The sequence below is a fragment of the Candidatus Binataceae bacterium genome (assembly GCA_036495685.1).
GTDB lineage: Bacteria > Desulfobacterota > Binatia > Binatales > Binataceae > JAFAHS01.
The window spans coordinates 18302-40214 of record DASXMJ010000232.1 but is presented as its reverse complement, the minus strand read 5'-3'; the positions used below and the strand labels follow the sequence as shown (position 1 = coordinate 40214).

Sequence of the window (21913 nt, the reverse complement as noted above, 5' to 3'; positions counted from 1 at the left end):
TCGACCAAAACAAGAAGGTTCGCCTGATCATCACCTATCCCGCCAGCACCGGCCGGAACTTCGATGAAATCCTGCGCGCGATCGATTCACTGCAGCTCACCGACAAGTATTCGGTCGCGACCGGAGTGGACTGGAAGCATGGCGAGGATTGCATCATCGTCACGTCCCTCACCGATCCCAAGGTGCTGAAGGAGAAATTCCCGAAGGGCTACAAGGAATTGAGGCCGTATCTGCGGATCACTCCCGATCCTTCGAAGTAAACGACCGCCATCAAGCAGAAAACCCCGGCTCGAAAAGCGCGCCGGGGTTTTTTGTTTGGGCTAAATCTATTGGCGCGCTACGGGCCCAACATCGGCACGAGGATGCCGATGTCTGGCGTACCCCACCCGGTTGCCCGATCGTAACCCGGCTTGGCACTGTAGCCCGCGACACCGTTGAAACTGTTGTTCCCTATCGTCACGTCATGCAGTCCCGAGGAGGCAGTGTTGTTTAGCGGACCCAGCGCGTAGAGTTTCGCGTTTATATTGCCCACTCGGGTCGTCCCCGCACTCTGTGCAGCGAGTGCGCTGATGCCGGCCCACACTGGCGTTGCCAAGCTGGTGCCGCCCACGATTCCGAGCTGACTGGGTGTTCCGAACGCGAAGAAAAACCCGGGATTAAAGGCCGAGGCGCCCAGCGAGATATCGGGAATGTCGCGGCGTTTGTCCTTGGGAAAAACGCCCGACTGGAAGCTGGGCTTTGCGAAGACCGAGCTTCGTCCGCCACCGCTTGCTCCGCGCTCCGACTTCGGAATCGGGGCCTTGTCGTGCCAGACCGATTCGGTCGCATAGCCGACGTCATTGCCGCTGCCGTCGAAAGTGGGAGTAAACTGTGTTCCGCCGACCGCGGTGACATGCGGGTCAGCAGCCAACTCGCTGACCCTAGGTGCGCCACCGGCAACCACACATCCGCTGCTGGTCGCTTTCAGTCCTGCCGCGCCCTCATCGCCAGTCGCCGCGAACACCGCCTGTCCCTGGGCTTCGGCCTGCGCCAGAATAGGATTGAGGGTGCCGCTAAAGAACGAGGCACCCGTGCCACAGAATTCGAAGCTTAGGCTGATCGCGCCACAGGTGTTGTCGCTCACCGCTCGCGCGAGCGCATCCACCGTCGCGTTCGCACCAGCGCCGAGGTATGCGGTGATCGGAGCGCCAGGCGCGGCGGCGTGCGAATATTCGACATCCAGATCCGATTCCGATTGAGCCTGGGGTGGACCCACACCCGGATTGCTGCCGTCGGCGAGAACCCGCGAGACGGTAGTGCCCGGCAGGCCAAACGTCGCGTCGAACAGGGCGAGTGCGTCATCTTCGAAATCGGCCGTCTCAACCAGCGCGATACAATCCGCTCCCGCGCCGGTGGTGCCGGCGCTGTTGAGCCCGGTCTCGTCGTAGAAGGTCCATAGGTCCTTGGGACCGAACGCGGTCACACCGCTTTCAGTCGCCTGTGGGCTGACCTTGTTGGCGGCGGTGACCAGGTTGTTCTTGAAGCGCAGGGTGTTTCCGAGACCACGAACCGAGCCGATCAGGGGCGCCACGGACGCCGGCACTTCCGGGTCATTGAGATTGGCGTAGGTCCCGCCATCGGCACTGGTTGCGATCTTTACTGCAAAGGCTTTTTCCACTGTCGCCGCGGCCCCGGTCGCGACGACTTCGCGCCCAGCCGCGCCCACGGATTCGACTGACAGGCCGCTGCCGGTCAACCAATGCTCGATCGCGGCCCGGTCGTCCGGCGTCGGGCCGAAGCGATCGTTAAATTCCGCCGGGGTGAGCCACCGATGGTACTCTGGCGACGACGGGTCCTGCTGTTGCGCGATCAGTTCTTCCAACTGCTCGCGATTGCGAAGCGCCAGCGTGATCGTGATACGGAGTTGCCGGTCCGACGCCATTTCGCCCGTGGTGAGCTCTGCGGCTTCCTCCGGGTGGTTGCCTGGAATTGTAATCTTCGATTCGGCCGGGAAAACCGGGGCAGCAGCAACCGCGACCATCAAGATGGCAGCAGCCAATCCAGCGACGCGTTGCAAACGGATAGCGGGGAGTAGCGGCGACGACGACATAGTTCTCTCTCATCGGGCATTTTCGAGGTCCCAATCTGGTCACGCAAGACCTTTTCTCACCTTAACTGCTCCAAGCGCGCACTTCCTCAAATTTTGTCGGCCGCTGCTGGTGCTGGGCCGCGCTGCCAAGATTTCTTGTGCAACTTGAGGTGCGTTGACAGACGGACGATTGCACCGGAAGATTAGGGGATAATGGCGAGAATTACCGTAGAAGATTGCCTTGAGCAGATCCCCAACCGCTTCGAATTGGTCCTCGGAGCTGCCAAGCGCGCCAAGCAGCTGCTCAAAGGCGCGCGGCCACTAGTGGAAAGTGATAATAAGGAAGTCGTGACGGCACTTCGCGAGATTGCCGCCACCAAGGTCACGCTCGAAGAGCCGCAGGAGAAGTAGTTCTCCGAAGTCGGCCCCGATCGATGTCACGCCGGGCGGATTGCGGGCATCCCCGCGCGATCTCGACGCGGCGTCCTTGATGCGCCCATCCGGTTCCATGGCCCGCAAAGCTGGCAATACTCCGCCCCGATCGCCGCGTGGATCACGACGGCGAGCCTCGCCACGCGCGGCCGACGAGCCGCTGGTGGTCGACGATTCAATCGGCGACGAGGAAGCCCCGGTGGTCGAGATCGAAGAGTTTCACCCCGTCGATAACGACGAGGCCGAAGCTCCCGATTCTGAGGACAAGGTTCCGCGGCCCGCCGACGAGACCAGCAAGGAGTCCTCCGACACAGGCGAGGGCGGCGCGCTTGTTCCGCTCGATCCGTTGGGCCGCTATCTGGCCGAGATTCGGCGCTTTCCCCTGCTCACTCGCGAGGAGGAAGCCGAGATCGCCAAGCGCTACCATCGACATCACCATCGCGAGGACGCGTTTCGGCTGGTCACCGCGAACTTGCGGCTGGTCGTCAAAATCGCACTCGAAGTCGCCCGTGCCTCCCGGAACGTTCTCGACCTCATCCAGGAAGGCAATGTCGGGCTGATGGAAGCGGTCAAGAATTTCGACCCGTACCGCGGCATCCGCTTCCCTTCCTACGCGGTGTGGTGGGTTCGCGCCTACATCTATCGTTACCTGATTAACAACTGGCGGCTGGTGAAGATCGGAACCACCCAGGCGCAGCGCAAGCTTTTCTTCAATCTGCGCAAGGAGAGCGACCGACTCGAAGCACAAGGCTTCCGGCCCGAACCCAAGCTGCTCGCGCAACGTATGGGGGTGAAGGAAAGCGAAGTGCGCGAGATGCAGGAACGGATGTCACAGAACGAGGTATCGCTGGATCAGCCGAGCGGCCAGTCCGAGGATGTGGCCCTAGTGGAGGTGCTTCCCGACGATTCGCACAATCCCGAAGAGGCGGCCGCCGCGGACGAATGGCGAAACTTCGCGCGCGAGCGCGTTGAGGAATTCGCGGCGACCCTCAAGGATAAGGAACTTGAGATTTTCAACCAGCGGCTTCTGACCGAAGACCCCGCGACGCTGCAGGAAATCGGAGAACGCTTTGGAATCAGCCGCGAGCGGGTGCGGCAGATCGAGACCCGGCTCAAGAACCGCCTGCGCGATTTCATCCGCGAAAAGGCAGCCGACATCGACGAAGCCAGCTAGGAAGCATCCGTTATCCGGCTCCCCAGCACCAGGATCCGCGTAATCCGCGGATTTCTGCGCTTGCCTTGCTGCCCTCTATGGGTAACGCGATAATGCCCAAATCGATGCGAGACCGTACCTGCGCGCTGGTCGTGATTGGAAACGAGATCCTGTCCGGAAAGGTGCAGGACTCAAACGCGTACTTCGCCGCCTGCGAGTTGCGCAAGCTTGGGGTAGCGCTCGAGCGCGTGACCGTGATTCCGGATGAAGTTCCCAAAATCGCGGAAGAAGTCGCTTACTGCTCGGCGCACTTTGACATCGTTATTACTTCCGGCGGTGTCGGCCCCACTCACGATGACCTCACCATGGAGGGCGTCGCCGCGGCCTTCGGGCGTAGGATCGTGATTCACCCCGACTTGGAGCGGCTCATCCGGAGTCATTTCGTCGGACGCGTGAATGCCGCGGGTCTCAAGATGGCGGAGGTACCCGAGGGCGTCATCTTGAACGATGAGGGTGACATCCGGTTTCCCACCGTCCAGATCGAAAATGTCTACGTGCTGCCCGGCATCCCGCAGCTCTTTGAGGCGAAGTTAAATGCACTTAAGCCGCGCTTCGCTTCAGACCCGTACCACCTCCGCGCCATCTATACGAGCGCGAACGAGGGCGCCATCGCCGAGCACCTGAACGCCTGCCTGGCCGAGTTCCCGGAACTGATGCTGGGCTCGTATCCGCGCATCGGCAATCCCGAGTACCGCGTCAAGCTGACGCTCGAGTCCAAGAATGCCGAGTACTTGGATCGCGCATTTCATCGCCTTTTGACGCTCCTCCCCAAAGACACGGTGGTCAAAATCGAGTAAGGTATCGAGTGGGTCTATTTAAACGAGGTTGAGAAGGAGGAGGAAGAAGGACAATGGGCAGGATTCGTTCACCCTTTCTGGCGACGACGCTCGCCGCGGCTCTGGTAATATTCGTTACAGGTAGTGCTCTGGCGCAGGATGCGTCGGCTCCGGCAGCACAGGCTTCTTCAGCTGCCAGTACGATGCAGGTACCACAGCCCGAGAGCGGCGTGAACTGGCCTGGTGCGGGCTACGGCGCAGTGGCGCTCTTCGGCAATTTACTTTACTTCCCGGCGAAGCTGGTTTACGCGATCGTCGGGACAATCGTGGGCGGCGGAACCTATCTGGTAACCGCGGGCAACACTCAGGCTGCGAGCACGGTATTTCGCAGTGCGCTGGGTGGAGACTACGTGCTCACCCCGCAAATGGTTGCGGGCCAGCAGCCAATCAATTTCAGCGGTCCGAGGGAAACACCGCCGGGGACCACGACCGAGTCCTCCGCCAGCAGCACCGTTCAGCCGATCACTCCACTGCCACCTCCCGCGTCGGCACCGGCAGCTGCGCCTTCAGTCACCAACGGAGCAGTGCAGCCGATGGACACGGGTACCGGGCCGGTTCATTCGAAAGCCGACTCGAGCTCGCCCAGAAGCATCGAGTAGAGGCGACCCGGGTGGCGGAGCCTGCTTAAGCGGCGGGCTTTGCCGAATGCGTAACCGTATGAAGAAAGCACGCTTTATCTGGAAATCGACCTGAACTACCTGTCGCAACGCAAGAAGTTTCTTGCGCAATGATCTCAAGGTCGAACTTGAAGAGCGCGACTACGCCAAAAACCCGCTCGATTTGACCGAACTCAAGGAGCTGTTCAAGGGACGCGATCCACGCGATTTTCTGAACGCGAAGAGCCCTACGTTCAAAGCGATGGGCTTGCAGGGCAAGACGCTCAGCGCCGAGCAAAGCCTCAAGCTGATGGCGCAGGAACCCAATTTGATCAGGCGCCCGCTGGTCGTCGTCGGACGCGAGATGATCGCCGGGCTGGATCGCGACCGCCTCAAACAAGCACTCCGCTGACTCCCACTCCGTTACCTGTCTCCCGGAGCAACCGGGAACATAGTTGACATTTAAACCGGCAACATAGTTGACACTCCCCTTAGACAACGAGAGGGAATCGGTGCTACCACCCGAGCAACCGAGGTGTTCTATGGGCTTCTCTGAGGAACTGTTTTTTGCACCGGCGGGCCGGCTCGTCGCGATGCTCAAGGCGCGCGAGATCTCCGCGGCCGAACTCACCCAACAATTCTTTAAACGAATCGACGCGCTCAATCCCGGCCTGAACGCCGTCATCACCCTGGTCAAGGAGCGCGCTACGCGTGAAGCTGCTGACTGCGACCGGCGTCTCGCGCGCAGCGGCGAAGCGCGGCCGCTCGAAGGTCTGCCCGTCACCATCAAAGATTCGATCATTACCGAAGGTGTGCGCTCGACCTGGGGAATGAAGATTTTTGAAGACTATGTCTCCGACACCGATGCGCCCGTGGTCGCACGCTTGCGCGCGGCCGGCGCGGTCGTGCTCGGCAAGACCAACACCCCCGAAATGACCTTCGATTACGACTGCGACAATCCGCTGTTCGGGCCGACCAAGAATCCGTGGAATCGTGCACGCGTGCCGGGTGGATCGAGCGGGGGTGAAGCTGCGGCATTGGCGGCAGGCATGTCCCCGTTGGGACTGGGCTCCGATTACGGTGGATCGATTCGGGTGCCGGCCCACTTCTGCGGCATCGTCGGACTAAAGCCGAGTTGGGGAACGATTCCGTTGGCGGGACACATGTCGCCGGGGCCCGCGGCGCCGCCGGGAATTTCCCACATGGCGACACTCGGGCCGATGGCGCGATACGTCGATGACCTGACGATGGCCTACAACGTCATCAAGGGAGCCCATTGGAGCGCGCCCTACACCGCGCCGTCTCCGCAAGCCCACCCGGAGCGCATCGAGGTGAAGAAGCTGCGGTGCGCGTTCTTCACCGCGGGAGGCGGCGAGGTGCCGGTGGCTCGCGACATCCGCGCGGCTACCGAACGCGCGGCCAAGGCGCTGGCCAAGTCCGGACTGAGCGTGGAGGAGGCGCAGCCACCCATCCAGGATGCCGCGCGCCTGTGGATGGCATACGCGACCGCCGATGGAGGCACGCTGCTACGCCAGGTGCTCGGCGATAAGATCAACCTTTCCCGCGAGCGCCTGCGCAACGGTTTGCTCGCGCCTTCCGAGCCCAAGTCGGCCGCCGAATTCTTTCTCGCCTCCATCGCGCGCGATACTTTCCGCGTCGAGCTGGCCAAATTCATGGAACGCTATCCGATCCTGATCTGTCCGCCGTTCTGCGCCACCGCATTCGCGGAAGGCAAGCAGACCGTGGACATCGACGGCAAGGAATATCCGCTGTTCGCTGCCAACTGGCCGGTCCTGTTCGGCAACTGCGCAGGCTTGCCGGGAGCGGTGGTACCCGCGGGACGCGACCACCAGGGACTCCCGACCGGGGTTCAGGTGGTGGGTCGTGCATTCGCCGAAGAGGAGGTACTGGCGGTAGCGAAACTGCTGGAACAGGAACTGGGCGGCTTCCAACCCCCGCCAATCTAAGGTGAACATCCAATCCGGCACTGGCGCGCGCCGCGCCGCTTTGCGGCTGCGGCGGCCGGATTGAGCGGCAGCCCCCTGTGGTTCTCTTTGCTAGGCGAGCTTTTCGACCTTCTCGCTGCCGTCGCGATTGCCGTCGGGCGTGGCTCGTTCTACGCGCTCGCTGCGGGAGCTGCGCTCGGCCCGCTCGGAACGGCCCGGCTTGCCGGCGCCGTTGTTGTGGGTCAGCACCTCGATAAACTTGCGCACCGCCGGCGATAGTTCGCGACCGCGCTTGTAGATGATGGCCAACGGCCGGGTAAAGGTTCCTTCCGTGAATTCAAGCATCTTGAGGGTGCCGCGCGAAACTTCGTTATCCACTGTCATCTTCGGAACGATCGCGCATCCGAGAGCAATCTCGACCGCACGCTTGATGGTCTCGATATTGTCGAACTCGAGCACGTACTGCGGCTTGACGCCGTGGTCGCGCAGGATGCGATCCGAAGCTTTGCGGGTCGCGATGTCGCGCTCGTAGCCAACGAACTTTTGCCCCGCAAGTGCGCCCACGCTGACCTTGTTGTGCTTGGCGAGCGGACTGTCGGGGGGCACCACCAGGACCAGCTCATCATGCCTAAACGCGATCGACACGATCTGGCTGCGCTTGGCGGGATACGCCACCACGCCCAGATCGATCTTGCCTTCGATCAGGTCCTCGTAAATTTTGTTCGAGCGCAGGTATTCGAGATGGACGTTGACGGCCGGATAGTTGCGCAAAAATTCGGTCAGGTAGGGCGGGAGCTCGTGGAGTCCGACGCTGTACACGGTGCCAACCCGAATCGAGCCTGCCACCACCGACCCGATCTCGCGCAGACGATTTTCCAGCTCCATGAAGCGGCGCACGATCTCTTTGCTGGCGGTGTAGAGAATCTGGCCCGCGGGAGTTGGTTTGACTCCAGCCCGCCCGCGTTCTATCAATCGGCAATCGTATTTTTCCTCCAGACTCCGGACCTGCTGGCTGACCGCCGACTGGGTTACAAAGTTTTGCGAGGCGGCATAAGAAAAGCTTCCACTTTCGATTATGTCGCAGAAGACCTTTAACGTTTCGATGTGCATACTACCTTACGAAATGCTGATTTGTGGCATTAGGCTACGTGATACTCGGAAGTGAGGCAACCAGTAGCCCAATTTAACTCCCACGGCCTTTCCAATTACCCTGCGGAAAGCGCCAGCACGGGTCAAGAGCGTCCTCTTCGGGAAGTCCACGGATCCCGAAACCGGCCACCTCCAAACGACGCCGTGGTGCGCTAATTTTCCCCGTAAAACCCTACGTATTCCTGCAAAACATGAAACGGAGCGTAACATGCCGGAATTGTTAAGAGATTTGGATTTCTTCCATCTGGACGACCTGCTCACACCCGAAGAACGTGCTACCCGCGACACCGTGCGCCGGTTCGTCAGTCGTGAGGTGCTTCCCGACATCGAACGCCACTTTGCCGACGAGACTTTTCCTAAAGATCTGATTCCGCAGATGGCCGAGCTGGGTATGTTCGGCGCTAATCTTCGGGGCTACGGATGCGCCGGGATGAACAACGTGGCTTACGGCTTAGTCATGCAGGAGCTGGAAGCCGCGGACTCGGGGCTGCGCTCCCTCGCTTCGGTGCAGAGTTCGCTCTCGATGTACGCCATCTACGCCAACGGAACCGAAGAACAGAAAAGGCGTTACCTGCCCGAAATGGCCAAGGGCAAGCTCATCGGGTGCTTCGGGCTTACCGAGCCCGACCACGGCTCCGACCCGGGCGGGATGGAAACGCGCGCGCGCAAGGACGGCGACGGGTGGATCCTCAACGGCACTAAACGCTGGATCACCAACGGATCGATAGCGGATGTCGCCATCGTGTGGGCCAAGGTCGACGAGGGCATTACCGGATTCCTGGTTGAAAAGGGTACCCCGGGATTCTCCACTCACGACATCCACGGAAAGTTCTCGATGCGCGCGTCGATCACCTCGGAGCTCATCATGGAAGACGTGCGTATCCCGGCCAGCGCCCATCTGCCGGGTGCGCGAGGACTCAAAGGGCCGCTTGGATGTCTCACCCAGGCGCGCTACGGAATCGCCTGGGGTGCGATCGGGTCCGCGCGTACCTGCTACAACTGCGCGCTCGACTACACGAAGTCGCGCAAGCAGTTCTCGCGCCCGCTGGCCGGCTATCAGCTGGTCCAGAGCAAACTGGTCACGATGCTCACCGAGATCACCAAGATGCAGATGATCTGTCTGCGGCTGGCGCAGCTGAAAGACGCCGGCAAGTACCGGCCGGAACACGTGTCTTTCGCCAAGCGCAACAACGTAAACGAGGCGCTGAAGATCGCGCGCAATGCGCGCGACATGCTGGGCGCCAATGGAATCGTCAACGAATATCCGGTGATCCGGCACCTGCTGAACCTCGAGACGGTGAACACCTACGAAGGCACCTTCGACGTCCACACCCTGATCCTGGGCCGCGACCTAACCGGCGAAAACGCTTTCGACTAAATCGCAGGACTTCGCAGGTCACCCAGCCTCCCCGGATTGCCGGAATCTTCCAAATGCGTAAATCTGCGGATTCTCATTCCGGACCGAGGAGACGCGATGGAACTCAAAGGTAAGTGCGCAATCGTCACCGGGGCGGCGCGCGGCATCGGCCGGGGTATGGCACTCAAGCTGGCGGACGCCGGTGCGAACGTCGCGCTCGTCGATCTCGGCAATCCCGCCGATGCGACGCTGACCTACAATCTCGCCGCGCAGACCGAATTGAATCGCACCGTTGAGGAAGTGACGCACCGCGGCGTGCGGGCCGCTGCGATCCTCGCCGACGTGACCCGGTGGGCGGATTGTCAGCGGATGGCCAGGGAGGCCGAGTCCGCGTTGGGCGGGATCGATATTCTTTGCAACAACGCGGGGATCATTGCGGTCGGCCCGGTCGAATCGTTCAGCGAGCAGACCTGGGATCGCATGATGGGAGTCAACGTCAAGGGCGTGTTCCTGTGCTCGAAGGCATGCATCCCCGCGATGCGCAAGCGCGGCGGCGGCGCGATCGTCAACACCGCGTCCGTGGCAGGCAAGACCGGTCATGGCAACGTGGCCGCATATTGCTCCAGCAAGTTCGCGGTGGTGGGCTTCACCCAATCGCTGGCCGAGGAACTGGGCCCGGACAACATTCGGGTCAACGCGGTATGCCCGGGCTTTCTGCACACCGCGATGTGGTCGGATGTGCTCGATCCGGTGGTGGCTCCGTCGCTGGGGGTAAATCGCGAAGCGGCTTTCGACACCTACGTCGAGCGCAACACCTTTCTGCGCCGAGCGCAGACCCCGGATGACATCGGGGACGCAGTCGTGTACTTGTGCCGCGCGGACAACATCACGGGCGTGGCACTCAACATAGCCGGCGGCGCGGAAATGCACTGAGAAGCGCGCCACCCGCGGATTCCGCCGATTTGCCGCAATCCTCCTGATCCGTGTAAAGCTGCGAAATCCGTGGATGCTCTTCGAGGTGAGGTGCGATGATCAAGATCAAGGGCTTCAGCCACAGCGCGGTGCGCATCACCGATGCCGAACGCGCGACCAAGTTTTATGAAAGCGTGCTCGGTCTCAAGAAACTTCCCCGTCCCAATTTTCCCTTTGCGGGAGCGTGGTATGGCGTCGGAGAGAACGCGATTCACCTGATTTCGAGCCAGGACCACGGGCGCAAGCCCGATCCGCTCGGTGCGCATATCGCCCTCGAGGTGGCCGATTTCGAGGAGACGAAGCGCACCCTCAAGGATATGGGCATCGAATTTCTCGAAGCTCCATCCAACATGGGCGCCGGCCGTCAGCTCTGGATCCTCGACCCCGACGGGAACACCGTCGAGTTGCGGACCGACCAATAGAAGAGGCGACTCGGACGATTCGTGAGCAACCGCCCAAGACCGTGCTGAAGCGGACCGCGTCTGATCGGCACGGGCTGCGGCCCGTATCCGCCCGCTATACGCCCGCCAGTTTGCGCGCGTACGCCGCGACCGTCTTGAAGTCGTATTCGCGATAGGCCTGGAGCTTCTCTGCCTCGAATCCGCCCTCCGCGTGCACCGCGAGCACTTCCTGGTATCCGCCGTACTCCGAAGAGGTGAGGTCGCTGATCAAGTTTAACAACCGCAGCCGCTTTTCCGCGTCGAAGCCCTTCGCCCCACCCATGTACTTGAGCACATACTCGCGGGTCGCCTCGCTCTTGAGGTCCTCCTCGCCGGGCGCGGTCACCAGCAGTCCGCCGGCGAGGTCCTGCACGATCTGCACCCCCTGATGGTAGTTGTGCGCGAAATGGTACTTCGCGACGTTGGTCAGTAGCGTATTCGGCACCGCGATCCCGTCTTCGAGCGTACAGGTCCGCGCCGCGTGTTCGATCAGCCCCCGCACCGTGGTGTGATACGCCGCCAGATGGGTGAGCTTGTCGCGCACGTGTCCGGCGCGCGAAATTCCATTGGCCTCCGCAATCGCCGCTCCGGCGCCCGCGAGCAGCTCCAGCAACGGCAGCTTGTATGACACCGCGGTGAAACGATGAAAGCGGACGAAGGTCAGCGCAAGCAGGCCCGCGAAGTCGATCTCGCCATTCAGGAAGATTCTTTCCTTCGGCACGAACACGTCATCGAAGACGGTGAGCGTCTCCATCATCTTGTGTCGGGCGCTGATCGGATGCTCGAACGGATTCTTCTTGCTCGACCCATGCGGACTCGCGATCATCTTCAAGCCCGGCGCATTCATGGGCAGCGCGAACCCGATCGCATAGGCCTTGTCCTCGGGACGCATCGCTCGCGTCGGCAGCACGATCACTTCGTTGGTGTTGGTTGAAACCGAGGTGTGAACCTTGGCACCCCTGACCACCACGCCATCGGGCCGCTCCTCGACCATGCGCACGTAGTAGTCGGGATGATCCTGCTGGGTGGGACCCAGAGAGCGGTCCCCTTTGACATCGGTTTGCGCGACCGCGACCGCCAGATCGTTGTCACGGCAATGCCGATAGAACTTGTGGATGCGCTCCCGGTACTCGGGTTTACCCGCCGCCGCCATCCGCTCCCCGATGATGCGCAGTGCCAGGAGCGCATCGGTGCCGATCTCTTTGATCAGTACTACCAGGGTTGCCCCCTCCCGGGTCGCAGCCGCGATGAGCGCGCTGCGCTTTAGCAGATCGTCGCCGTTCCGGGGCAGGTGATAGTAACGGCTGTATTCGTCGGCGCCTTCCTTGACCACCACCAGCTCGCGATACTGCGGGTCCTCGGCCATCCGGTAGTCAAGCGCAGCATGTTCGACCGCGATTCCGATGACGGGATGCGCCGTGACGTCCGCAACTTTGTCGCCGCGAAAAAACACCGCGCGCCCGTCGCGCAACGATGCCTTATATTGCTCTGCCGTTCGTAGTCCCATGGCGAATAATCCTTTCCCGATAGCGGCCGCAGCCTAACTCACGCACCGCGGTCTCTTGGTAGGACACCTAACCACAAAGACACCAGGACACCAAGAAGAGTTGCGAGCCGGTCTTGAGCATGCCCTCGGTTCGAGGCTGGTGGTTAATCGGGGCTGAATCCGGGTAAGCTGCGAACTCCCGAGAATTTGCGCTCCCGGGAGGGAAGCGATGACCAATACCAAGATGTTCGATCTGAGCGGCAAGGTCGCCGTGGTAACCGGCGGCAATGGCGGGATAGGACGCGGAATCGCACTGGGGCTTGCTACCGCAGGCGCGAAAGTCGCCATCCTGGCACGCAACGAGCAGCGCAATCGTGATACGCTCGCCGAGCTCCGCGCGCTGGGAAACCCGGCCATGGCGCTCAAGCTCGATGTCGCGCGGCGCGCGGACCTTAAGCCCGCGCTGGCATCTATCGAGCGCGAGCTCGGCCCGATCGATATCCTGGTCAACAATGCCGCGTTCGCGGTGCTGAAGAACCTGCTCGAGCACACCGAGGAGGATTGGGACTCGGTCATTGAGACCGACCTCACTGCGTGCTTTCTGCTCTCGAAGTATGCAGCGCAATCCATGGTCCAGCGTCGCGCCGGCAAAATCATCAATGTCGCCAGCGTGGGCGGCTACAAAGGCACGCCCATCTACCCCTCATACGGAGTCAGCAAGGGCGGCCTGCTCCAGCTAACGCGATGCCTTGCGATCGAACTGGCGCCCTACAATATCCAGGTGAACTCGCTGGCCCCCGGCTGGACCACCACCGACATGACCGACTGGATTCGCAATGATCCGCAGTACGCCGCGGTGAAACAAGAAATGATTACCCGCACGCCGGCGGGTCGGTTCGCCGAGCCCGAGGAGATGGCCGGCGCGGCGGTTTTCCTGGCCTCACATGCGTCGGATTTCGTGACCGGCGCCGACCTCATAGTCGACGGCGGATTTTTCATAAGATAAAGCAGCAGGAATCCGCAGACCTTCGAGTTCACGGCGGAGCTTGGCCGAGAGAGTTCAGGAGTTTTGGATGGCTGCACCGAAGATGTTCGACCTGGCCGGCAACGTGGCCGTGGTGACGGGGGGCAACGGTGGGATCGGCCGGGGCATCGCGCTGGGCTTCGCCGAGGCCGGCGCGGCGGTCGCGATTCTCGCGCGCAACGAGCAGAAAAATCGTATAGTCCTGGCCGAACTTGAACAGCTTGGCGCCAGAGCAGTTTCGATTCTCCTCGATGTCACCGAACGCGCAGAGCTGGAACCCGCGATGGCAGAGGTCGAGCGCGCGCTCGGCCCGATTTCGATTTTGGTCAACAACGCGGGCATCTCGATTCAAAAGAGCGCCGCGAAACACGACCCGGATTCGTGGGACCGGGTAATCGAGACCAACCTCAACTCCTGCTTCTTCCTTGCGCAAATCGCTGCCCGCTCGATGATTCCGCACAAGCGCGGCAAGATTATCAACATCGCCAGCGAGTATTCCCACTTCGGCAGCGGGGCGGTGATTTCCTATTCCGCCGCCAAAGGCGGATTGGTCCAACTGACCAAGTCGCTGGCAATCGACTGGGCTCGTTACAACATCCAGGTAAATGCGATCGTCCCCGGGTGGATCAAAACGGACATGACCACACCTGCACAGTCGGGTCCATTCTATGACGAAATAATCATACGTACGCCCGCGGGCCGATTCGGCGAACCCGAGGAAATGGCCGGCACCGCGATCTTTCTGGCTTCACATGCCTCCGACTTCGTGACCGGGGCAATTATCAACGCCGACGGCGGCTTCGCGATCAGATAGGGCATCGCCGGAGCCCGCCGCTTGGGTTACGTATGAGCCCCGCGCCATCCAGAAACGTGTTTGCCACTTAGGCGCCGTGGCGATAGCTTCGCCCTGATTTACCGGGCCTACGCTTCCAAATCGAAGGGGCAAAGGTGGGAGGTCACACGGATTATGGACCTGTCAATAAATAACGTCCGATTGTTCGACGGTTCGGCGATGAGAGAAGGACTCTTCAGCGTCGGAATCGCTGGAGACAAAATCACCTCCGTCGGGTCATCGACGGTGCCCGCGAACAGGGAGATTAACGCTGCGGGTAAGTTTCTCATGCCGGGGCTCATAGATTGCCATATTCATCTGCTCAATATGTGGACGGCAACAGACGAGAAGACGATGGCCGCCGACATCGAGCACGAACTGCCGAAACGCCTTGAAGATTTTCTTGCGGTCGGCGTCACCACCGTCAAATCGGTAGGCGATTCCGAAGATGACATCCTGAGGGTGCGGTCCATGCTTGAGAGTGGTGAGCTCCGTGGCCCTCGATTATTCGCGACCGGAGCTGCGTTCGCGGCTCCCGGCAGTCATCCTGCGACAACCATTTTTGGTCGGAATCCCTGGATTCGCCGCCGCTCAACCATCGAATCCGATTCCGCGCCCGTGGCACGAGATGCTGTCCGGCGCTTGGCGGAGAAGAAGGTGAACGCGATCAAGATCGTTCATCAGGGTGGGTGTAAGCATGGAGAACCGTATTTTTTCAGGTCGGATCCGCTGGGTATCAACGTTCAGATCCACAGACTCGAGCGTGAAGTTCTCGAAGCGATCGTAGATGAGGCGCATAAGCATGGCTTGAAAGTGACCGTTCATACCTTCGATCAGGAGGCCGCCATCGAGGCGCTCGAAGCCGGAGCGGACGGTCTCGAGCATGGAATCATGGACCATGAACTCAATGGCGCCCGGGTGATTGAGCTGTTGCTGCAAAATCGTGCCTCCTATGTACCAACCCTTTGGTTGCTTACTTTTGAGGAGACCGCTGCCGCGGTGAGATACGCCAATCTTAAGCGGATCGCAGACGCAGGCGTTCGAGTAGCCCTCGGCAGCGACACCTTCTGCGGTTACGGTAAGTTCGGAGAAAACACCATCGTCGAGACAGAGCGGACGTCAGCCGCGGGAATCGCGCCGGAGAAGGTACTCAAAATGGCGACCAAAGATGCTGCCGAGCATCTCGGAACAGATGCTCTTGGTACGATCGCGACCGGGAAGCTTGCGGACCTGCTTCTCCTTGATGGCGACCCGAGGGCAGACATCACCGCTATACGTAAAGTTGTCATGGTTGTGAAGGACGGGACAATTTTGATCGATAAGATGTGACCCGTTCGCGGAGGGTGGGCTCGGGCTCATCGCAGAAGAGAGCGCGAATTTTCCCCGACCGCCTCGGAGGTGACCGCCCATGCGCGTCAAAAAGCCATGCGGCATGCGGACTTCGCGTTCAACACTCCTGGTCTGAGAACGGAGGCTTCAGAAGCCGCAAAATCGAGGACCGAATGCAGTGCTCAGCCCAGCAGTTTAAGCGCGGCTCGCCTGCGCCTGCGGCGGGCCGGCGCCGAAGCCGAACCTGAGGCTCAACTTCGAATAGCGAGATACGTCACCTTTTCTTCTGCTCGTCGAAGGTCGCGTCGATGCGTTGAAAGCGGCGCCGGATGAGCTCGCGGCTGTCGTCGTGCGGCAGGATGTAGAGCCGATTCGCCAGGATCGCCTCGACAACCACGGTCGCGACATCCTCGGGCCTCATCACCTCGCCCGCCATCACGATGTTGCTCGAGGCTTGCGGCTGGGGCCGAGGCGAGGCCGGTGCGCCGCCGAAATCCGCCGTGCGATTTCGTTCCGAAGTTCCGATGTTGGTATCGACTCGTAATGGACAGAGCACCGACACCCCGATGTTATGCTGCCGGACCTCGCGCCGGAGAGTTTCGGCGAGCGCGACCACGCCGTACTTCGCGACCGCATACACGCCCAGGCCTTCAGTCGGCACCAGTCCCGCAATCGACGAAGTGAAGAGGATCTGTCCGCCTTGCTTCTGCTCAATCATGCGCGGCAGAAACGCTTCGACGCCGTGAATCGGTCCCCACAGGTCAACCTTGAGGATCCATTCCCAATCGGGATGTTTCATGTTGACGAGATGGCCGTTGAGCGCGACGCCCGCGTTGTTGAACAAGATATGCACCGCACCCATTTTCGAGAATGCCTGCCGGGCGAGGTTCTGTACGGACGCGAGATCGGCGACGTCGCACATGACACCCTCGGCCTTCGCGCCCGAGGATGACAGCTCAGCAACGGCGTTGTTGAGCGCGGACGCTTCGATATCCGCGATGACGAGCTTCGCACCTTTGGCGGCGAGCGCCCTCGCGGTGGCGAATCCGATACCGCTGGCGCCTCCGGTGACGACCGCAACTTTTCCGCTGATGGTATCCATACGTCACTTCATTCGAATCCTGGTTTGCGGATGCTTCTTGTCACGCCGTAGCGTCGCCTATACGAACGGCCGGCGGGACTTTTTCAAATCGGAATTCTAGCCTCTTCTTGACTCTCTGGGCCAAGGCAAAAATCGGTCCCGTTCAAGATTTCTTTGGCACCAGGGCTCCTTTGTTGCAGCTTGGGTTGAGGCACTGCACGAATCGTTAGCAGGCACCAGAACGTGGAGGTCTCGTTGTGCACAACACACCGGCAAACGAGATAGGTCGGCGAGAGCGCATTCTGGACAGTTTTCACCATGCTCGTGGGGCGGAAAATTTTCAGCTGCAAAGGCGGCCACATCGATTTGAGGCCCGGTTTCGAAGACAGGAACGTCAGCGGGAAAGGCCATCCAATGGACCGCCGAGCGTGTCCAAGTATGCATCGCAGGCTTGATCCAGTTGGGACTATCGAATGTTCCTCCGGAAATTCCCCGGGAGCCGGGGAAGGCTTCCGCTGTCCAGGAGACAGTCGTCCCGCAAGTCGAGCAGAACTCGGTCTTCAGCCAGCGGTTACTCTCGTCCGAGCGAAATTCGTAAGTTTTAAGCGCCCCACTTTTTATCTGAACTGCCGATTCATCAAAATACAACGCAATCCGAAGTGCACTACCGCTGATTTTTTGGCAATTAGTACAATGGCAGACCGCAGCCAAATAAGGTTCATCTGTGACTCGGTAACGTACGGCTCCGCAAAGACACCCACTCTCATGCTCGTCGGCCATTTTTCAGCGACCTGGTATTGATTGCTGGATTGGAATCAGTTGGCGGCCCTATCTCCGCGAATCGGTCAGAGCGGTTTCAAGGGTGCCGTCTAAAGGCCCGAACCAAATTCTAGCATCAGCTGTTTATTTGCCTTTAGTGGTAAGCTCAGACCAACGCAACCTGTAGAGGACGACCACGGGCTACTTCTGAGGCCGAGAATCCGGGCGAGTGACCGGGTGAGCCAGATTAGAAGTCGACAGCGCCTTCGCCGCATGCAAGTTGTCGAGGCCCGTGATATTGCCCACCAGGTTCTCGTACTGACTTGGTATCCGGGGCTCTTTTAGGATTCCAAACCTAGAACCGTCGGGGGAGAACTTCGACACTGAGGTGCCGAATGCGCGACTGATGGTCAATGTGCTGCCACTGAATTTGATGTACCCATCCAGCGGCGAACCGCCGGTCACCTGAAACCCTTCGCTCCTAAGCCAGTTGGACACCTGGTCGAATTCGGGTTGCGTGACCTCGAAGCGGCTCGCGTATTCCTGTGGGGTCAGCCACTTATGATACTGCGGCGACCTGGAGTCCTGCTGGGAAGCAAGCAGGGCGTTGAGTTGTTCCTGATTACGGGACTTGAACCAGATTTGCAGAGGGAGGGTCTGCGTTGCGGGTAGGTCGCCATAGGTCGGGAGCTTGAGAGCCTGCGGAGAAACCGTACCGCGCAACGGGACCGTTTGAGCGTCCGTTTGCGCAAAGCCGGCAATCACGCCCAAAACGACCGTAATGGCGCAGATGACGAGCTGATCTGCTCTCACCCCATTCTCCCTTCGCTCGAAGTCCCAAAACTTCCAGAAAATAAGTCGGCTTGAGCTAAATTCTATTAACTTTCCCTTTTCTCTCTTTAGCTGAACTACTCGACAAGGGTCGGATGACAGCCCCCGACCCTATCGGCAAGGGCTGGAATCCATCGATCTTGGCCGTCAAGTTTTTGTCCCGACCGTCCGAAGATGCTTTAAGCGTCCGACGACTATCCCGTATCATCCACAAACCATGCCTCGCTCACGAACCAAAGTGCCCCGAACCTCTGCCTCAGGCCGACTGGAGCTGCCGAACCTTCGCCCCCTGCGCGTGTTGGTCATCGGCGAGGTAATCCTGGACCGCTACCTGTGGGGCGACGTCGCGCGCATCTCGCCGGAAGCTCCCATTCCAGTACTCCGGGTCGAGCGGCGCGAGGAAAAACCCGGCAACGCTGGTTTTGTCGCTGCTAATCTGCGCGCGCTTGGTGCCGAGGCCTCGATAGTCAGTCTCGTGGGACGCGATCGCGGAGGGCTGATGCTCCGCGAGATTCTTGGAGGCATGGGGGTTCGCACGCGCTCGCTGATTGAAGATCCCGATCGCGGCACCATCGTAAAGGAGCGGATGCTGGGTTCGGTGCAGGCGGCGCATCGCGGTACCCAGCAGCTTCTTCGGGTCGACGAGGAGGATGCTTCCGCGCTGCGTTCCGCGCGCGAACGCCAGCTTATCGCGCGGGTGGCAGCCGAACTCCCGCGCGCGGACGGCGTGCTCATTAGCGACATCAACAAGGGCCTCCTGACAGCAAGCTTGCTGCGCGCGACCATCGATGGCGCACGCCGGCGGAAGATCCCGGTGGTAATCGATCCGCGCCTGACCGACGACTTCTCCATCTATCGCGGGGCAACCGCAATCGCGCCCAACCGTTATGAGACCGAGCTGGCCACGGGCATGAAGCTCACCGACCGGGACGCGTGGCGGCGCGCGGCGGAGCTGATGGTGGGCGAACATAATCTTGACGCCTGCCTGATTACGCTCGATCGCGACGGGATGTATCTGGCGGAGCGCGGGGGAGCCGATACCTACATACCGACCATTCCGCGCGATGTGTACGACGTCACGGGAGCGGGCGACGTGGTGCTGACCGTATTCGGCCTGTTTGCCATCGCCGGGCTCGGTTTTTCGTCGGCGGCGCGAATTGCCAACGTCGCTGCCAGTATCGAAGTGACCCGTATCGGCACCGAAGTTATCACGCGCGAGGACCTCGCGCGGGCACTCAGACCGGGCAATGGCCACGAGCGCAAGATTCTTTCGCTGGAGGAATTAAGGGTCGCGCTCGATCGCGAGCGCCGTGCCGGCCACCGGGTATCATTCACCAATGGGTGTTTCGACCTGCTGCACGCGGGCCATATCCAGATTCTGAGTTTCGCGCGCGCACAGGCGGACTGCCTGGTCGTAGGCCTCAACAGCGACCGCTCCGTGAAAGCCCTCAAAGGCAAAGATCGGCCGATTTATCCGGCCTCTGACCGAGCCCGTATCCTGGCCGCGCTTGAGTGTGTCAGCTACGTGGTGGTCTTTGATGACACCCGCGCGGAAAAAGCCATCCGCGCGGTGCGTCCCGATGTCCTGGTCAAAGGCGAGGACTGGAAAGGCCAGACCGTCGATGGACAAGAGTTCGTCGAAGCACGCGGTGGCCGCGTGATCCTCGCGCCGCTGCTACAAGGCCACAGCACAACCGGGACCATCGATCGAATGAAACAAAAATGACCAGCCACCGACACACCGACCCTTGAAGCGTTGGGAAAGCGGAAAATCTTCGCCCACCTCGCGTCTTGGGCTTCCTATCGTCCACCGAACCGGCGCCGTACCATCGCGACAAAGGCGTCGAATTCGGGCAGCCGCAACATTTTCGCCATGGCCAGGTAAAGCGCACCATAGATTGGCAACACGATTAGGCCTTGAGGCCGCGGCCCGAGTCCGGCGGTTTCACGCTTGAGCGCAAATCCGATCAGGCCCGCGACGATCGCTATCGACCAAAGCTTCGTCACCAGCGCGCGATTGAGCCCGGTTGGCCCGATTCGCTGATTCATCCGCCATCTGCAGAGCACGAACTCAATCCAACCCGACACCCCCGCCGATGCGGTGAGACCGGCAACGCCCCAGCGCGGTGGGATGCCCAGCAGCGGAGGAAGCAGGATGGCACACCCGTAGCCGAGAACGAGGGTAAGCGAGACGCGTACCACCGCAAAGCGAAACGGCGTGCGCGCGTCGAGCAGCGAGTAGAATGCGGCGTTGTAAAGCTGCACCATCGTGGTCGCGAGCAGCCCGACTCCCGCGCCCGCGAGCACCGCCCACAGATAAACCGCATCCGCGTGCGAGAAATGCCCCGATTGATAGACAAACGCCGCGATCACGTCGCCGAGCAAAATGAACCCGGCAGCCGAGGGAACTATTAAGAATGCGATCTGGCGAAGTCCGGCGTTGAGACGCGGCCGCAAAGCCACGCCGATTTCCTCGACCGTGCCCGAGGCACGCGACATCGTCGGCAGCTCCGATGCCGCGACCGACGACCCGAACAGGCTGACTGGCAGCATGTAGAAGATCTGCGCGAAGTTGATAGCGGCTACCGCGCCGGTCGGCAACAGGCTCGCCAGCAGCTGGTCAACATAGGCGCTGATTTGCGCGACGCCCTTGGTGCCGACCACCGCGAACATGTTGCGGAACACCGTCCACAGCGCTTCGCTTACCCGCCCGAAACTGAGTCGGAGTCGACGCATCAACGCCAGTACTTGCGGAACCTGCACCCCGAACTGTACGGCGGCGCCAGCCACCGATCCCCAAGCCACATCGATCGCGAGCGCATCCTGAGCGCGCCGCGGCCCAAACCACAGCATGGTTGCAATAATCACGAGATTCCAAAACACCGGCGCGATATAGGAGGCGAAAAAGCGATGATGGCTGTTCAGGACGCCCAGGCACCATGCCGACATCACCAGGATCCCGGTGCCGGGAAATACGATGCGCACGATCGCGATGGTCAACTCGCGCTTCTCGGCCGCGAACCCGGGCGCGATCAGGTTGATCAGGTAAGGCGCGAACGCGACCCCCAGCGCGACCAGGATCGAGGTCGTGAGCGCGAGTACCGCTCCAACCGCCCACGCGAGCAGGTCTGCATCTTCGTCGCCTTCGCCGAGCATCTTGCTGTAAACCGGGATGAACGATGCGGACAGAACGCCTTCACCCAGCAGGTTCTGGAGGATATTCGGAATGCGCAGACCGGCGGTGAGCGCATCCGCCACCGCCGAGGTACCGAAGTAGTGCGCGAGCACGCTCTGGCGCACGAATCCGGAAAGGCGACTGAGGAAAATTCCCGATGCGACAATCCCGGCAGCACTGCCGGGCGGCCGCAAAGTAGTGTCTGGACCGTTTAAGGACTCCGCCGCGACCGGTTTTGTAAGGCTCTCAGCCAACGCTCCCTGAAGTATAGCGGCGCGAGGCCACCCCGTGCAGCCGTTGCCAACCACTCGCAACACTTCCGGGATTCGGACCCCAGTTGCAGGAGACTGGCACAGGCTCTAGCCTCTTGCTCTACTTCCCGCACGC

General features: G+C 60.9%; 19 protein-coding genes and 1 pseudogene. 14 read left to right on the top strand and 6 right to left on the bottom strand.

What is annotated here, in order from left to right:
• Positions 1–260: hypothetical protein (locus VGI36_21085; protein ID HEY2487646.1), on the top strand; the 260-nt coding region annotated here is incomplete at its 5' end.
• Between the two features lie 77 nt (positions 261–337).
• On the opposite strand, the gene VGI36_21080 is transcribed toward VGI36_21085, so the two are convergent.
• Positions 338–2089: a S53 family serine peptidase gene (locus VGI36_21080; protein ID HEY2487645.1), complete on the bottom strand. Its 1752-nt coding sequence runs from the start codon at positions 2087–2089 to the stop codon at positions 338–340.
• Between the two features lie 192 nt (positions 2090–2281).
• On the opposite strand from VGI36_21080, the gene rpoZ reads away from it, so the two are divergent.
• From rpoZ to VGI36_21050, 6 genes and pseudogenes are all read left to right on the top strand, one after another.
• Positions 2282–2479: a DNA-directed RNA polymerase subunit omega gene (gene rpoZ / locus VGI36_21075; protein ID HEY2487644.1), complete on the top strand. Its 198-nt coding sequence runs from the start codon at positions 2282–2284 to the stop codon at positions 2477–2479.
• A 184-nt stretch (positions 2480–2663) separates the two neighbouring features.
• Positions 2664–3674, top strand: coding sequence for an RNA polymerase factor sigma-32 (locus tag VGI36_21070; protein ID HEY2487643.1), 1011 nt, complete (start codon positions 2664–2666; stop codon positions 3672–3674).
• 104 nt (positions 3675–3778) lie between these two features.
• Positions 3779–4510: a competence/damage-inducible protein A gene (locus VGI36_21065; GenBank protein HEY2487642.1), complete on the top strand. Its 732-nt coding sequence runs from the start codon at positions 3779–3781 to the stop codon at positions 4508–4510.
• Between the two features lie 53 nt (positions 4511–4563).
• Positions 4564–5148 carry a hypothetical protein gene (locus VGI36_21060; GenBank protein HEY2487641.1) on the top strand — a complete coding sequence of 195 codons (585 nt, stop codon included), beginning with the start codon at positions 4564–4566 and terminating at the stop codon, positions 5146–5148.
• Positions 5149–5254: 106 nt separating this feature from the next.
• Positions 5255–5557, top strand: a pseudogene (locus VGI36_21055) (ArsC/Spx/MgsR family protein).
• Between the two features lie 130 nt (positions 5558–5687).
• A complete protein-coding gene (locus tag VGI36_21050) occupies positions 5688–7112 on the top strand; it encodes an amidase (protein ID HEY2487640.1) in 1425 nt (474 codons plus the stop codon).
• Between the two features lie 90 nt (positions 7113–7202).
• On the opposite strand, the gene VGI36_21045 is transcribed toward VGI36_21050, so the two are convergent.
• Positions 7203–8201 (bottom strand): LysR substrate-binding domain-containing protein, encoded by a 999-nt coding sequence (locus VGI36_21045; GenBank protein ID HEY2487639.1) that lies wholly within the window; start codon positions 8199–8201, stop codon positions 7203–7205.
• Between the two features lie 247 nt (positions 8202–8448).
• Between VGI36_21045 and VGI36_21040 the strand changes: the two genes are divergently transcribed.
• From VGI36_21040 to VGI36_21030, 3 genes are all read left to right on the top strand, one after another.
• Complete coding sequence (locus VGI36_21040) at positions 8449–9618, top strand: acyl-CoA dehydrogenase (GenBank protein HEY2487638.1); 1170 nt, start codon at positions 8449–8451, stop codon at positions 9616–9618.
• A 96-nt stretch (positions 9619–9714) separates the two neighbouring features.
• Positions 9715–10530: an SDR family NAD(P)-dependent oxidoreductase gene (locus tag VGI36_21035; GenBank protein HEY2487637.1), complete on the top strand. Its 816-nt coding sequence runs from the start codon at positions 9715–9717 to the stop codon at positions 10528–10530.
• Between the two features lie 95 nt (positions 10531–10625).
• The gene (locus VGI36_21030; GenBank protein ID HEY2487636.1) at positions 10626–10991 is read left to right on the top strand and encodes a VOC family protein; all 366 of its coding nucleotides are present in this window, start codon (positions 10626–10628) and stop codon (positions 10989–10991) included.
• Positions 10992–11085: 94 nt separating this feature from the next.
• Here VGI36_21030 and VGI36_21025 read toward each other — a convergent pair whose 3' ends face one another.
• A complete protein-coding gene (locus VGI36_21025; protein ID HEY2487635.1) occupies positions 11086–12516 on the bottom strand; it encodes a 4-hydroxyphenylacetate 3-hydroxylase N-terminal domain-containing protein in 1431 nt (476 codons plus the stop codon).
• A gap of 208 nt (positions 12517–12724) precedes the next feature.
• Here VGI36_21025 and VGI36_21020 point away from each other — a divergent pair, with 208 nt between their 5' ends.
• From VGI36_21020 to VGI36_21010, 3 genes are all read left to right on the top strand, one after another.
• Entirely contained in the window at positions 12725–13501 is a 777-nt protein-coding gene (locus VGI36_21020) for a glucose 1-dehydrogenase (protein ID HEY2487634.1), read from the top strand.
• A 67-nt stretch (positions 13502–13568) separates the two neighbouring features.
• Positions 13569–14333: an SDR family oxidoreductase gene (locus VGI36_21015; GenBank protein ID HEY2487633.1), complete on the top strand. Its 765-nt coding sequence runs from the start codon at positions 13569–13571 to the stop codon at positions 14331–14333.
• 153 nt (positions 14334–14486) lie between these two features.
• Entirely contained in the window at positions 14487–15680 is a 1194-nt protein-coding gene (locus tag VGI36_21010; protein HEY2487632.1) for an amidohydrolase family protein, read from the top strand.
• A gap of 274 nt (positions 15681–15954) precedes the next feature.
• On the opposite strand, the gene VGI36_21005 is transcribed toward VGI36_21010, so the two are convergent.
• Both VGI36_21005 and VGI36_21000 read right to left on the bottom strand, forming a co-directional pair.
• Positions 15955–16782, bottom strand: coding sequence for an SDR family NAD(P)-dependent oxidoreductase (locus tag VGI36_21005; protein ID HEY2487631.1), 828 nt, complete (start codon positions 16780–16782; stop codon positions 15955–15957).
• A 939-nt stretch (positions 16783–17721) separates the two neighbouring features.
• Complete coding sequence (locus VGI36_21000) at positions 17722–18333, bottom strand: protease pro-enzyme activation domain-containing protein (protein HEY2487630.1); 612 nt, start codon at positions 18331–18333, stop codon at positions 17722–17724.
• A gap of 256 nt (positions 18334–18589) precedes the next feature.
• Between VGI36_21000 and VGI36_20995 the strand changes: the two genes are divergently transcribed.
• Positions 18590–20077 carry a bifunctional heptose 7-phosphate kinase/heptose 1-phosphate adenyltransferase gene (locus VGI36_20995; GenBank protein HEY2487629.1) on the top strand — a complete coding sequence of 496 codons (1488 nt, stop codon included), beginning with the start codon at positions 18590–18592 and terminating at the stop codon, positions 20075–20077.
• Between the two features lie 74 nt (positions 20078–20151).
• On the opposite strand, the gene murJ is transcribed toward VGI36_20995, so the two are convergent.
• Positions 20152–21720, bottom strand: a complete 1569-nt coding sequence (gene murJ, locus VGI36_20990) for a murein biosynthesis integral membrane protein MurJ (GenBank protein ID HEY2487628.1) — start codon at positions 21718–21720, stop codon at positions 20152–20154.
• Between the last annotated feature and the right edge of the window lie 193 nt (positions 21721–21913).

What these genes read in the sequence shown, in the direction of transcription:
- VGI36_21040 (HEY2487638.1), top strand. Translation starts at nt 8,449, where the DNA reads ATGCCGGAATTGTTAAGAGATTTGGATTTCTTCCATCTGGACGACCTG.
- VGI36_21030 (HEY2487636.1), top strand. Translation starts at nt 10,626, where the DNA reads ATGATCAAGATCAAGGGCTTCAGCCACAGCGCGGTGCGCATCACCGAT.
- VGI36_21035 (HEY2487637.1), top strand. Translation starts at nt 9,715, where the DNA reads ATGGAACTCAAAGGTAAGTGCGCAATCGTCACCGGGGCGGCGCGCGGC.
- rpoZ (HEY2487644.1), top strand. Translation starts at nt 2,282, where the DNA reads ATGGCGAGAATTACCGTAGAAGATTGCCTTGAGCAGATCCCCAACCGC.
- VGI36_21010 (HEY2487632.1), top strand. Translation starts at nt 14,487, where the DNA reads ATGGACCTGTCAATAAATAACGTCCGATTGTTCGACGGTTCGGCGATG.
- VGI36_21045 (HEY2487639.1), bottom strand. Translation starts at nt 8,201, where the DNA reads ATGCACATCGAAACGTTAAAGGTCTTCTGCGACATAATCGAAAGTGGA.
- VGI36_21005 (HEY2487631.1), bottom strand. Translation starts at nt 16,782, where the DNA reads ATGGATACCATCAGCGGAAAAGTTGCGGTCGTCACCGGAGGCGCCAGC.
- VGI36_21025 (HEY2487635.1), bottom strand. Translation starts at nt 12,516, where the DNA reads ATGGGACTACGAACGGCAGAGCAATATAAGGCATCGTTGCGCGACGGG.
- VGI36_21060 (HEY2487641.1), top strand. Translation starts at nt 4,564, where the DNA reads ATGGGCAGGATTCGTTCACCCTTTCTGGCGACGACGCTCGCCGCGGCT.
- VGI36_21015 (HEY2487633.1), top strand. Translation starts at nt 13,569, where the DNA reads ATGGCTGCACCGAAGATGTTCGACCTGGCCGGCAACGTGGCCGTGGTG.
- VGI36_21080 (HEY2487645.1), bottom strand. Translation starts at nt 2,089, where the DNA reads ATGTCGTCGTCGCCGCTACTCCCCGCTATCCGTTTGCAACGCGTCGCT.
- VGI36_21065 (HEY2487642.1), top strand. Translation starts at nt 3,779, where the DNA reads ATGCGAGACCGTACCTGCGCGCTGGTCGTGATTGGAAACGAGATCCTG.
- VGI36_21020 (HEY2487634.1), top strand. Translation starts at nt 12,725, where the DNA reads ATGACCAATACCAAGATGTTCGATCTGAGCGGCAAGGTCGCCGTGGTA.
- VGI36_21050 (HEY2487640.1), top strand. Translation starts at nt 5,688, where the DNA reads ATGGGCTTCTCTGAGGAACTGTTTTTTGCACCGGCGGGCCGGCTCGTC.